Source organism: Prevotella melaninogenica ATCC 25845, from assembly GCF_000144405.1.
Lineage (GTDB): Bacteria > Bacteroidota > Bacteroidia > Bacteroidales > Bacteroidaceae > Prevotella > Prevotella melaninogenica.
The window spans coordinates 1,357,493-1,370,819 of sequence record NC_014370.1; the positions used below are offsets into that span (position 1 = coordinate 1,357,493).

Annotated in this window: 11 protein-coding genes; 5 read left to right on the plus strand and 6 right to left on the minus strand. The window is 40.8% G+C overall.

The window, feature by feature from the left end:
• Positions 1–183 precede the first annotated feature (183 nt).
• Complete coding sequence (locus HMPREF0659_RS05445) at positions 184–3,006, plus strand: M16 family metallopeptidase (RefSeq protein WP_013264172.1); 2,823 nt, start codon at positions 184–186, stop codon at positions 3,004–3,006.
• A gap of 193 nt (positions 3,007–3,199) precedes the next feature.
• Here the strand turns inward: HMPREF0659_RS05445 and HMPREF0659_RS05450 are convergent, their stop codons facing one another.
• A complete protein-coding gene (locus HMPREF0659_RS05450) occupies positions 3,200–5,494 on the minus strand; it encodes a TonB-dependent receptor (RefSeq protein ID WP_226893170.1) in 2,295 nt (764 codons plus the stop codon).
• Positions 5,495–5,890: 396 nt separating this feature from the next.
• Here HMPREF0659_RS05450 and HMPREF0659_RS05455 point away from each other — a divergent pair, with 396 nt between their 5' ends.
• On the plus strand, positions 5,891–6,646 hold the full coding sequence (locus tag HMPREF0659_RS05455; RefSeq protein ID WP_013264523.1) for a helix-turn-helix transcriptional regulator: 756 nt from the start codon (positions 5,891–5,893) through the stop codon (positions 6,644–6,646).
• Positions 6,647–6,971: 325 nt separating this feature from the next.
• Here HMPREF0659_RS05455 and HMPREF0659_RS05460 read toward each other — a convergent pair whose 3' ends face one another.
• Positions 6,972–7,721, minus strand: coding sequence for an LrgB family protein (locus tag HMPREF0659_RS05460; protein WP_013264487.1), 750 nt, complete (start codon positions 7,719–7,721; stop codon positions 6,972–6,974).
• On the minus strand, positions 7,721–8,224 hold the full coding sequence (locus HMPREF0659_RS05465; RefSeq protein WP_013264496.1) for a CidA/LrgA family protein: 504 nt from the start codon (positions 8,222–8,224) through the stop codon (positions 7,721–7,723). Before HMPREF0659_RS05465 ends, HMPREF0659_RS05460 begins: the two co-directional genes overlap by 1 nt.
• Positions 8,225–8,367: 143 nt before the next feature.
• On the opposite strand from HMPREF0659_RS05465, the gene HMPREF0659_RS05470 reads away from it, so the two are divergent.
• Together HMPREF0659_RS05470 and rsmD are read left to right on the plus strand one after the other, a co-directional pair.
• Positions 8,368–9,264: a DUF3822 family protein gene (locus HMPREF0659_RS05470; RefSeq protein WP_013264224.1), complete on the plus strand. Its 897-nt coding sequence runs from the start codon at positions 8,368–8,370 to the stop codon at positions 9,262–9,264.
• 106 nt (positions 9,265–9,370) lie between these two features.
• On the plus strand, positions 9,371–9,901 hold the full coding sequence (rsmD, locus tag HMPREF0659_RS05475) for a 16S rRNA (guanine(966)-N(2))-methyltransferase RsmD (RefSeq protein WP_013264504.1): 531 nt from the start codon (positions 9,371–9,373) through the stop codon (positions 9,899–9,901).
• A 244-nt stretch (positions 9,902–10,145) separates the two neighbouring features.
• Here rsmD and HMPREF0659_RS05480 read toward each other — a convergent pair whose 3' ends face one another.
• On the minus strand, positions 10,146–10,592 hold the full coding sequence (locus HMPREF0659_RS05480; protein ID WP_013264108.1) for an HU family DNA-binding protein: 447 nt from the start codon (positions 10,590–10,592) through the stop codon (positions 10,146–10,148).
• 192 nt (positions 10,593–10,784) lie between these two features.
• On the opposite strand from HMPREF0659_RS05480, the gene HMPREF0659_RS12630 reads away from it, so the two are divergent.
• Positions 10,785–10,982 (plus strand): hypothetical protein, encoded by a 198-nt coding sequence (locus HMPREF0659_RS12630; RefSeq protein WP_146160284.1) that lies wholly within the window; start codon positions 10,785–10,787, stop codon positions 10,980–10,982.
• 69 nt (positions 10,983–11,051) lie between these two features.
• On the opposite strand, the gene HMPREF0659_RS05485 is transcribed toward HMPREF0659_RS12630, so the two are convergent.
• Both HMPREF0659_RS05485 and HMPREF0659_RS05490 read right to left on the minus strand, forming a co-directional pair.
• Positions 11,052–12,638, minus strand: a complete 1,587-nt coding sequence (locus HMPREF0659_RS05485) for a hypothetical protein (protein ID WP_044045902.1) — start codon at positions 12,636–12,638, stop codon at positions 11,052–11,054.
• An 18-nt stretch (positions 12,639–12,656) separates the two neighbouring features.
• Positions 12,657–12,854 carry a hypothetical protein gene (locus HMPREF0659_RS05490; protein WP_044045903.1) on the minus strand — a complete coding sequence of 66 codons (198 nt, stop codon included), beginning with the start codon at positions 12,852–12,854 and terminating at the stop codon, positions 12,657–12,659.
• Positions 12,855–13,327: the final 473 nt, after the last annotated feature.

The window sequence follows — 13,327 nt, forward strand, 5'->3', positions numbered from 1 at the left end:
GCACGAATGGTGCTAAGCGTTCGCACGTATGGTGCTGAGCCTCCGCACCACTCGTGCGGAGTACTTAAAAAGGTGCAATTTGCTGTTAAGACGAAAGCAATTCATCGATAGGAAGACATTATCCTATAAAGAATAAAAATCAGACAGACATAAAAGAATTATAAAAGGAATCTATCACATATTATGTTAATAAACAAAAGAATTATCAATGCGCTTGTACTCCTGCTCCTCGTAACAGGTGCTATGGCGCAGAATGTCAGTACCGACAACAGCTTCCGTATGGGTAAGTTGAAGAACGGTATGACTTATTACATACGCCACAATGCTAAGGAGAAAGGAATAGCCGACTTCTACATTGCACAGCGTGTGGGAAGTATTCTCGAAGAACCTAACCAAAGAGGATTAGCTCACTTCCTTGAACACATGGCTTTCAATGGTAGTAAGAACTTCAAGAACACAGTTTCGTCACCAAGTATCGTACATTGGTGTGAAGCACATGGTATTAAGTTCGGTACCAACCTCAATGCTTACACCTCGATTGACGAGACCGTTTACAACGTCAGTTCCGTACCTGTAAAGCACGAGTCTACCATCGACTCTACCCTACTTATCCTCCACGATTGGAGTCACTACTTGGACCTTGAGGACAAGGAGATAGACAAAGAGCGTGGTGTTATCCACGAAGAGTGGCGTACTCGTCGTGCTGGTATGGCTTCACAACGCTTGATGGAAGAGGCATTACCGATTATCTATCGTGGTACAAAGTATGAGGACTGTCTGCCAATCGGTAAGATGGAGATTGTAGACAACTTCCCTTACAAGGCACTTCGTGACTATTACCACAAGTGGTATCGCCCAGATTTGCAGGCAATCATCGTTGTGGGAGATATTGACGTAGACAAGATGGAGCAGAAGATACAGTCTGTCTTCTCAGCCATCCCAATGCCCGAGAATGCTGCTCATCGTGATTACTTCCCAGTGAATGACAACGACAAGATGATTGTAGCATCATTGAAGGATTCAGAACAACCTATCATGCTCGTTACACTTTATATGAAGCGTGAGGCGACACCCGATTCAGAGAAGTCTTCGGTAAAGTATCAGCGAGACGGATATGTTGACGACTTAGTTTCTTATATGATTGGCGAACGCCTTAACGAGATGCAGGACAAGAATCCAAAACCTTGTTTGAGTGCTTCTGCACGTATGGGTCAGTTCTTGATCAGTCGTACAAAAGATGCTTTTGTCCTTTCTTTCGGTGCACGTCAGGAAGATGTAAAGGGTTCTTTTGATGCTGCAGTGGGTACGATAGAGCAGATTCGTCAGCATGGTTTTACTCCGTCAGAACTTGCTCGTGCCAAAGCTTTCCGCCAGAAGGTGATTGACCGCCAATACAATGAGCGCAACGACCGTCGCAACGCTTATTATGTGCGTCGTGCAAAGCAGAACTTCCTCGATAATGAACCTATCACCACCGAAGCATACGACAAGCAATTGGATGATCAATTCTTTAACGAGGTAACACTCGACGAGGTCAATGCGGCTATGCGTGAAGCTATCACGAATAAGAATCAGGTGCTTGTTGTCTATTCTCCAGACAAAGCTGGCGTAAATGTTCCCTCAGATGCGCAGTTTGAACAGATGGTTCTTGATGCACAGGCAAAGACCTATCCTAAGTATGTCGAGAAGAAGTTGGACGATAAACTTATAGAGACGTTGCCGAAGAAGGGACGTATCAAGAGTGAGAAAGCAGGCTTGCACGGAACAACGGAAATCACTCTGAGCAATGGTGTGAAGGTATATTTCAAGAAGACCGACTATCAGAAGGATGCTGTGACACTGAACTTCTTTGCAGAAGGTGGTTCTTCCCTCTATCCTGTCAAGGATTTGATTAACACACAGTTTATCTCAGCAGCTGTAAAAGAAGGTGGTGTTGGCCGCTTCAGCGCAACAGAACTCAATAAGTTCTTAGCTGGCAAGACTGTTCGCATCAATGCTGGTGTAGGTGATGAGACACAGTCTATCAGCGGTAACTCATCTATCAAAGACATCCGCACACTCTTTGAACTTACTTACTTGTATTTTACAAACTTACGTCGTGATGACCAAGCTTTCCAGTCAGAGCTCAACCGCATGCGCTCTTTCCTCACCAACCGTGAGGCAAGTCCTAACGTTAGCTACAACGACTCTATCGCTGCCATCGTTTATGGTAATTCGCCACGTGTACAACCACTCAAGGCTGCATCACTTGACAAGGTAAGCTATGACCGTGTTCTCGAGATTTACAAGGAGCGTTTCAGCAATGCTTCTAACTTCAAGATGATTATCATGGGTAACATTGACATCGCTCAGTTGCGCCCTCTCTTGGAACAGTACATTGCAACTCTGCCATCAACTGGCAAGAAGGAAACCTTTGCGAAGACCTATCCTGACGTGCGCAACTGCAACGAGACTCACCGCTTTGAAAAGAAGATGAAGACCCCATTGGCACGTGTAACCGTCTTATACACATGGGACGAACCTTATACAGCGAAGGCTGATTTAGAACTCGACGTCTTCAAGCGTGTATTGTCTATCGCCTATACCGACTCTGTGCGTGAAGAGAAAGGTGGAGTGTATGGTGTGAAACTGCAGCAGAGTCTGAACGCAACAAGCAATCCTCACGCTCTCTTGAAGATTGCCTTTGATACCGACCCAGACAAGTATAACATGGTAATGCCTATCATCACAAAGCAGATTGAGCACATTGCCAATAAGGGTCCAGAGGCTGTAAGTCTGCAAAAGGTGAAGGAATATCTCTTAAAGCAGTACGACCAGTCTTCTGTTACCAATGACTACTGGCTCTACGTGATATACAACCAGCTGCGCCACGGAGTTGACTTTGACAAGGACTACAAGGCTATCGTGCGCAACATCACAGCTACTGACATCCAGCGTATTGCCCGCAACCTTATCAAGAGCAACCGCCGTATAGAAGTGACGATGCAGTCTGAAAAGGGAATGTAAGCCGTTCTATATTATAGGTTGCACAAAGTAAACCTACTTAAAACAGCCATATCGAAGCCAGAGAACTTTGATATGGCTGTTCTTCTTTACTATTGGTGTTCGAGAGAATTTATCTCTGACCTTACTAATATAACGTTTACACTTTGAACGATTTTCGATTTTCTCTTTATCTGTGTAGATTTATATTTATCTGCTACTTTGTTGTTGGTACAATACCTGCATCAGTATCAGAGTTATGAATACGTTGGTTCACCTCAGAGCCATGCTTTCCAAAATTAAGGTTAAAATGAAAGTCTATGCCAAAAACCTTACATAGATTTTTCGACCATACCATTTGATTATAAGGAGCAAGATGGGAAAGATTTTCTACAGACATTTCATAACGTGAACTGAAGATGTTCTGCAACTGGAGTTCTACACCCCATTTTTCTCTATTGTACCCAAAGACTATACTATGTGATTTCTCATCTTTGTTAAGTGTCTCCCCCCACAGGTTATGAAAACTTGTCTCAAGATTGGCGCCTACATACCAATTCTTGTACATTCCCATTAAGTTGGCACGCAAACCCCAGTTGGTATGTGTATGCGTATAGGTATTGCCATTGCTGATATAGCGATTGACAAATGGGGTTAATTGGATAGACATATAATCCTTCCAAGGTTGTACTTTTAGGTTTATTTGAGAGTTCAGACGATGGAAGCCTCTTTGATTGGCATAACTCCTAACATAGAAGCCATTCGAATAGGTCGTTTCTTCCATATATGGCTTGTCGTCATAGCTGTAACGGGTAAACCATTCTGCACTAATATACTTTGTTCCTACGCTAATTGACAGTTCATTAGAGAAAAATCTGACCGCTTGTAGATTTGGATTTCCACGGCGTATTTGGTAAATGTCTATGTGCTGTTCAACATCGCTTAATTCGGCAAGTGAGGGTGCGTAGCCTCCCATGTAGGCTTTGTAGCGTATTGACAGATAATTGTTGAAACGGTACCCCAGCTGAATAGTTGGGCGAAATATATATTTTACCTGTTTGGCATTTCCTTGGCTAACATAGGTTCTCATAGCACCTACACCTACCATATAATCCAGTTTTCCTAACTTTGAAGCCCATTCTCCAAAACCATAACTCTCACCTGTATTCATCTTTACGCTTGAGGAGGTGTTTCCATCGTACGCATTTTTTGTGTACATCTGCTGATGTCGCAGACCGAATGACAACCGCGAATCCTTGATTTTCTGCTCGTAAATAACCTCAGCTATAGCTGAATATTTATTACCATCAACATGGGAAGATATTTCTTGTACAGAATTTCCCTGAGATTGGCGATATAAACGGTCGTTCTTAGTATTGATATATGTTCCTATCAGGTCAAAGAAAAGATGCTTATCCTTGGTAAACTCATGTTGATAATAAATATCTAACGATGGATTGTTGCTCCTTGACTTGGTGCGGTCCATGATATCGAATGTGTTGCTATTCTGAATAAGTTTGGAATTTCTATCAAATACCGCATGAGGCGTATTGTTATATAAATCACGAAAAGTAACACTCAATATGTTTCCGCTATTTATGTAATCGTATCCTATGGATAGATTGATGTTATCATATCGTGCCTTTGTCTTTTGCCCTATCTCATAGTTGTTGATACTGGGGGTCGTTGCATGGAAAGCCTCCGTGTTTTCACGTAACCAGTTTATATCACGTCGATTCCAGTTTACAGATGCCTTGAAGTTTGACTTACCTACATGATAATTACCCGATAGCTGATAATCTCCTATACCTAAGGGATTGATAGTGTTCATAAACTCTCCGGAGATGCTTCCACCATTCTTCTTTTCTTTTAAGATAATGTCAATTACGGCAGCTACATTTCCGTATCTTAGACCAGGATTATCATGATATTCTATTCTCAATACGTCTGTCGGCAAGAGAGCCTTCACCTCCTGTATCTCTGCCTTTACACCATTAATACGTAACTCTACGGCATCCCCCATAGTTGTAGTCACCTTACTGTCGAGCGTATTTACAGAGATTCGTGAAAGCTGAAGATGCTGCAACAAACTTAAACCATTGCCTGATGTTTTTTGCTGAAGCAGATTAGGGATAATTATTTGACGGTCAGCTTTTTGTATTACGTTGTTGGCAGTCACTGTAACGTCATTAAGCTGCTTACTCTCTGGCTCCAACACGATTGTACCCACCGAAAGGTGCTTAGAAATGTTTTGGCATTTAATTTCCTGTGTAGAATACCCAACAAAAGATATCCTTATTCTATAGTTCTCTCCTTCATGCGTATTCAGTTCAAAGCCACCATTCATATCAGTTACCACTCCACTAATCATCTTATTTTCGCTTTCACGAAATAACGAAACAGTTGCAGCTGGTAATGGTTGCTTGTTTTCATCTACGACCGTTCCCGTAGTTTGTGCAGCAAGAATACCATAGCAGCCAGACATGAGCAACGTGAGAATTTTCTTTTTCATAAACATTATATTATTTATTATATGTATTGTCATATTATAATTCTGGAGTCAACATCATGATATGGCGACAACTTTTCTTGTCTTTCGATGTTGCAAATGTAATTCTTTTTTTTAATTTTCACTACGCAAAAGTGTAATTCTTAGTTGTTTGCTTAAATTTAACATCAAAGTGTGATCATGTTGCTTTATAAATACAATATTCACATAATTTCTTTTGTTTCTTGATTTATATGGCAAAAATACGTCTTTTCCAAAGATCACCTATCACACTTTTGTGTAAATTTGCTCCTCGCTCTTTGTTTTTTACACTTTTGTGTAATTCTCTTGCGATATTCTGCATTAAAAATGTACTTTTGTAGAAAATAAAATAGAGGGACCTTATTAAGTTGAACATATATGACAGATATAAAAGAATTCTTTATAGCATCGAATACTGTAAGCAATGCACCAGATTATGATTCTAATGTACTGTCCACATTGATTCATACAGTAGAGTCCTTTGCACGTGTAACCTATCAGAGCATTTATTTGATAGACTATTATAAGCAGGAGTTTCTTTATGTATCAGATAACCCTTTGTTTCTTTGTGGTCATACAGCAAAGGAGGTGAAGGAATTGGGATATAGTTTTTATTTGAAATATGTACCAGAGGAAGAACAAAAAATGCTTGTTGAGTTGAACAGAAGTGGTTTTAAGTTCTTTGATACTTTCGACAATGTTGATAAATACCAATGCTCCATGTCATATCATTTTCATCTGAAGAGTGGAACAAGAAGCAGACTAATCAACCACCAGATTACTCCTATACTATTAACTGACGATGGCAAGATATGGATAGGTATGTGTGTTGTTTCTCTATCTTCACATAAAACAGTTGGACATGTAGAGTTCCATAAGAATGGACTCCGCAATTATTGGAAGTACTCTTTCGAAAGCCATCGGTGGATGGAATGTGAAGGAGTTTCGCTAAAAGAAGAGGAACTCGAAGTGCTTAGATTGTCAGCAGCGGGACTAACAATGACAGAAGTAGCAGACAGAATGTGCCGCTCATTAGATTCTATTAAAACCTACAAACGTCACGCCTTTGACAAATTAGGCGTGGCGAATATCACCGAAGCTATTTCAAGAGCTATCTTAAACAAACTCTTCTGAAAATAATAATTTACGGCAAAAGCGAAGATACACATTCAATTAGTAAGTGCATATTGAGACTCATTTGGCTTTGAAAAGACGCCTATCGATTAAATGGTCTCTACATGCTCTAACACTGTGTATCCTTTAAAAAGCATTTCCCAGTGAAAACAATTTTGCTGTCACTACTGTCACCCTAATTCATTAGTTAACTTGCTATGTAACAGTAGGATTACATGAAATGTTAAATGTGACAGCAAAACGAAATTAAAATTATTCGTGGAATAGCGTGTATGATTTTCTACCTACATTTAGTTGACTTTATCACGCTAAAATACAAAACCGCCTAAATAATTCCCATCAAGCGGAGAACCGTTGGGGTAAGCAGGGCTGTGAAGATGCCGTTTAGCGTAATACCTAAGCTCGCAAAAGCACCATACTTACTGCTATATGCCATTGCTGTTGATGCACCCACAGCATGAGAGGCAGCACCCATAGAGAGACCTTGTGCGATAGGACTATTTACATGACCATAGGACAACATCTTAAAGCCTACCAAAGCACCAATAATACCAGTGACAACCACCACGGCAGCAGTAAGAGAAGGAATACCACCGAGGCTCTGTGTCACCTCCATAGCGATAGGTGTTGTTACTGATTTGCTTGCCATTGAGAGAACGATAATATCTGGTGCGCCACAAAGCTGTGCTACGAAAACAACACTCACAATACCCACCAAACAGCCAACAAACTGTGACAGAACGATTGGTAGCCACAGACGCTTTATGGCATCAAGCTGTAAATAAAGTGGTACACCTAAGGCTACAACTGCTGGTTTAAGCCAGAAGTCAATTAATTGGGCACCTTGCTTATAGACAGCAAAAGAAACACCAGTTATCTTGAGATAGACAATAATAAGTACGATAGCTATCAAGATAGGGTTGAGTAACATCCAACCAGTACGCTGCTGTAGACGTTTGATGTAAAAGAAGGCAGCAAAAGTTAATGCCAAAATAACATACTGATTGGAAAAGATATCTTTACCATCCTGTATAAGGTCAATAGTCTGACCGATTGTTTCATCCCACGAATTCATTATTTTTCCTCCTTTTTAGTTATCTTATCCTGTCCGAGTAACGCTTTGTCAAGTTCTATTCTTTCAGCCTCTTCCATGGCCTCAACCTCTTCGGTTTCCTCCAGCACCTTCTTCATCTTCTGCGCATGGGCACGATGATGAAGTAAGTCCATAGCCATCAACCGACGTTCAAACTTTATGACAAGCTGATGCATCTGTCCTGTAACAACAAGAACAAGAAGAGTACTGACTACTGTTGCAGTAACAATAGGGAACCATTGAGCCTTAATAAGATCAAGATAGAGAATAAGAGCCACCCCAGGCGGTACAAAGAAGAAGCCAAGGTTTGCTATTAGAAGCTGTGATAATCGCTCCACCCAAGCTAACTTTACCCATCCTAACTTTAGGAAAAGAGTTAGTAAGAGCATACCAATGATACTGGACGGCAGTTTTATTCCTGTAGCCCAAACAATAAACTCTCCCAATGCTAAGCATCCGAAGATAACAAAGAACTGTCTTGCCATGTAAAAAAGTTATTATTCAACACCACCATCAAACATGTTCGTTTGAATAGTTATAGCATTTAATAAGCGAGTGCAAAGTTATAGCTTTTTTAAGTATCAAACGCTAATTTTCCCTTTTTTAATACTTTAAAGAATACCATTCAATGATATTTATCAAGCAGATAACCAATGAAATCGGAAAAAAATGCGTAAGTTTGCAGGTGATAAAAAGCTATACAACGTTCGTAATGACAGAAACAGACAATAATATATCCGATAAAAAACTGCGACTTACTATCAGATTTAGCAGAAACAACATGGCATTTGCCGTGGGTGACCCACAAGAGAATGGTATGCTCGTTTATGAACCCTACGAGATGAATATGGGTATCTCTGTTGCCGCCAATCTACGCGAAGCCTTCAAGGTTTCTGAATTGCTGCAGAGCGGATACAAACGTTTGTTAGCAGAGATTGATACCCCTGTGATGCTTATGCCTATTGATGACTTTGGTACACAGGATATCGAGACACTCTATCATCACACTTATCATAGACAAGGTAATGAGGAGATTCTATCGAGTATCCTACCAGACTTGAATGCAATTGCTGTCTTTGCAATTAACAAAGACCTCAAGCTCGTTATCGACGACCATTTCAAGGATATTCGTATACAACCGCTTATGCAGTCTGTATGGACGCATCTCTATCGTCGTTCTTACGCTGGTCCACGCAGAAAACTTTATGCTTATTTCCATGAGAAGCGTATGGAGGTTTTCAGTTTCCAACAAAACAGATTCCGTTTCAGCAATTCATACGAAGCAACTAATGAGCATGATGCTTTATATTACCTCCTTTATATATGGAAGCTAACTGGAATGGATGTAGAGAAAGATGAGCTATATATTGTTGGTGATATACATTACCAAAACTGGCTCATTGACAAAATAAAACAACATTTGAAGTTCTTTAGGGTTATCGATCAGGAAGTTTACTTCAACAATAGCCAGTTAGCTAAACGTACAGAGATACCTTACGACATGAAAGCAATTTATTTGGAATAAAAGAAAGATTAAGATGTAGAGTGAATTAAATCCACACATCTCCCACAGATACAAATGTCTTAACTCCATTTCACTCCTTAACTCCTTCACTCCTAAAAAAGAAACTATGCGAATTATAACAGGAAAATATAAAGGCAGACATTTTGATATTCCGCGTACCTTTAAGGCACGTCCTACAACAGACTTTGCTAAAGAGAATATCTTTAATGTTATCAATGCTTACGTGGATTGGGAAGAAACAACGGCACTCGACCTCTTTGCTGGTACGGGTAGTATATCCTTAGAACTCTTATCACGTGGTTGCCAACAGGTAATAAGTGTAGAGAAAGACCGTGACCATGCCCGCTTTATCAGTCAATGTATGGAGAAACTCGGTACAAACGAGCATATATTGATAAAAGGAGATGTGTTCCGCTTCTTAAAGAGTTGTCATCAGAAGTTTGACTTGATCTTTGCTGACCCTCCATACGCATTGCCAGAGTTAGAGACTATTCCAGATCTCATCTTCCAATATGACCTATTGAAGGAAGATGGACTATTGGTCTTTGAACATGGTAAGAATAATGATTTCTCCGCTCACCCGCACTTCATCGAACATAGAAGTTATGGTAGCGTGAACTTCACTTTGTTTAGATAACAAAGGCTAAATCTATTTGAGAAAAGCATTAAGATGCCAACGAACAAAAAACTTGCCCCATTACACCAAGAGTGGTGACAGGGGCAAGAAAACGAAAATTAAAAAGTATTGCTATTGATATCACATCAAGGGCATATCTCTAAAACATGAAAAAAAATAATTCAGAATCTTTCAAAACCGAGTTTGTTTTCAAATCTGTTCTTTTCAAGCAGGCACACCAAAAAACTTTCGCATTCAGTGAAGGTTAGACGGTGTCTGGTACAGGTCCATTTTCCTCTTTCTTTTCCTTTTTCTTCTTGTCTTTCCCTGCCTCTTCTGTCTTTCTCACAGATTCGTAAGAGTTTACGGAAAGTTCACGCTTCAATTCTGTTCCGGGCGTGAAGACCACACGAGGCTTAATTGTCTCGGTCTTAAAAGTTTTTTCTGTTTCTGCTCCTTTGCTCGCCAGCGTGACACGCATCGAGCCAAAACTTCCCAACTGAATACTGAAACCATCACGGAGATAATGGGGCAAGCAATCAATAAAGTTATACAGCACGTTCGACACATCACCACGCGTCAAGGACGAACGTCCAGCAATGTCACGTGCAATGTCATCCAGCGACTTATGCCCAAGGTTAACAGGGTTAGCATAAAACTTTACTTCCTCCCGCTTCTGCGGATTTTTCTTTGGTACTAAACGAATTTTCATGATTCTTCGTGTTTAAAGTTATACATTAGATTTTATTTTTCATAGCGTAGGACAGCACGCCTCTGCAGCTTTCTTTGTGCATCCTCATGCTGCCCCATTCTATATTCTTGGTTTATTTCCTCCCTTTCATCGTCTCTTCTATCCTCCTTTCAGCATCCTTCTCCTGCTAAATACGTATTGCCTTACTGAGCAATGCGTATCTGCGTGCCGCTGAATACGGTGAACGCTACCATTAGATACGCATTTAACGGCTGCGCAATGCGTATCTACGAGTTGCTAAATACGCATCCGCCATCACGTAGATACGGTGAGCGCAGCGACGGAATACGCATTCAGCAGAAGCTCTGTCCGTTAGGCACTCCCTCCCCTTTACTACCCTTCGGTCAGTGACCAGTGGTTCGGGGAGGGGCGGGTGAGGCTTCTTAGAGGGCGACACCTGTAAAAGGGCAAGCGCACGGACTACTCAAACCCGCCGACTCTGAACCCGTAGTTGCGGCCGTAGCCGGCGTTCACGATGACGAGGTTACTGTTGAAGTTCAGGTAGTAGGCGTTGTTGCTGTTCCATGGGTAAGCACTTGACGACCAATAGGCGCCGGTCTGACCAACGTAGTACAGCTGACCAGAGTAGTAGTAACCCAAGGCGGGCAGGTAGAAGTAATTACCTGCGTCAGCTGCAGATGGAAGAGTCTGAGATACAGACCAGATATCTCCATTACTTTTTGTTCGCCAATCGATTCCGTCGTAGGCTGTGTTAGCATTGTATCCGCTTATCTGTGACTTCTTCTTAAACCACATACCACCTTTATATAAATGGCCCATGATTGTCCATAATTCGTCTGCGTCCCAACGTGGATCGCCCTTTACTGCGTACCATGTCATCTCGTTCACGTTAGGAAGATCTTTGCATGAGTGGATAGCGGGGTTGCTTACGCCGTAACCTGGGTAACTTTCGTTGTAGTAACGTGGGTCACTGTTGCTCTGGGGGTAGTTTAGATTGGCTGGCTGTGTCGTAAACGTTGGCTGCCATGGATTGGCGCTATTCCATTCGTGACCTGCCCAATAATTTTGCTGAGCATCCCACAAGTAGTACTTTGTTCCATCGTAGTCATGCGGATTAAGATTAGCTGTTATATCATGAATAGAACCTGCTGTACAATTAAGTGTAACAATTTTAGATACAGTTCCTTCTATTGCACCTTGCGGATTGTCCGTTGTATTGCGAAGCCAGTAACGAATACGGAAAGTATGAGTACCAGGAGCAACGACTGCATAAGTAGCATTCTTACTCATATCATCAGCGGCATTGTCTATTGCGAAGCCCGAACCAGTTTTTACTGTAATCGTCTTAGAACCACCTGAAGCAAGTGTAAGTGTGCCGTCTGCAGCCATATTGTAAGTTCCTGCAATCTCATCATCGCTCATAATCTCAACCTTAATCAATGTGCTGCGTCTTACATATTCATTATTGGTACGAGGAATTAAGCAAAGATAAGAGGCCTTGTGATTGAGCGTAAATTTATAACCACTACCAAGTTTGACACCTGTAGCGATTCCGCAATCTCCCGATTCACCTGCATGATCAAAGTTATTTGGTGAAGATTGTGTTTGTTCTGTCTTTATCTCTACTTGTGGTTGTGAGCCTGAAACAGCCTTATTGGTGTAAATAATATCATGTGAAGCACCTGTGTATGTACCTGACAGCGCAAACGTAGCAAAAGATTGGTTTGTTGCCGAAGGAATTGTTGCCGCAGCACTCTGCTGCCAAGTACCAGCATCATCCTTAACCCATATTTTGTCACTGCTACTCCAATTCACAGAAGCACCAGCACCCTTTGTATGGTTAAGGATTGCCGTACGTGTTGTTACCTCTGGCTGAGAAGTACCTGTAAAGACGGTTGAACCTGTAGGAATATCGCTTTTCTTTTGTTTTCCCTCCTGCACCGTATCATCATTGACACAGCTGGCAGTAAGCAATAAAGCAGCAAAACCATAACACATGCTTTGCATTACTAAAGTTATAGTTGATCTTTTCATAAATTTATTCATTTTCTTTTCAAACAGTTATTAGTTCTCTTCCGTATCATTCCAAGAAGCATTATCCAAGTCTTCTTCGTTAAAGATGTTTTGTTTTGCATCTCCTGTTACCGTACCAGGTTGAATCTTTCCAGCATTACCACTGGCATTATTCAACAAGAATTCTGTTTCAGTGCAAACAATTTTGCATTGAGGTTTTTGATAAACCATTCTTTCAGTTGCTATCATTTCGTTTAATTTTTAGAGGATACATTGCAAACGTATATCCTGTTTTATTGATTAAAATAAAGTTATTATTTCGTGCTTAATTTCTTCTTATTTCAGTTTACGTAGGGACACAAAAAAGCGAACAAAGGAAACTCCGAAAAGTCCTTTGTTTACAGGGGTTGCACAGCACACATCGCGCGCGTATGCGAGAAGAAAAAAGTGAGGAGGTTACGCCTGGCCTAAGAGAGAGAGTACAAAATTATTTGGAACTACCAAATAATTTGCGATATTTTTTCTGTCTTTCTTCGTTAAAGAATTTAATGCAGCACAAATAGAGCCTACACCTTTATTTCCTAAGGTGCAAACATTTGCTGAATTAATATTCTTTATGACGCTCATTGTTATTACAAGTTAATTTTATTTTAACTGGGCGCAAAGGTAGTGAGAATATATGAAACAAACAAGAAAATAGAAAAAAATAAAAACATTTGTCT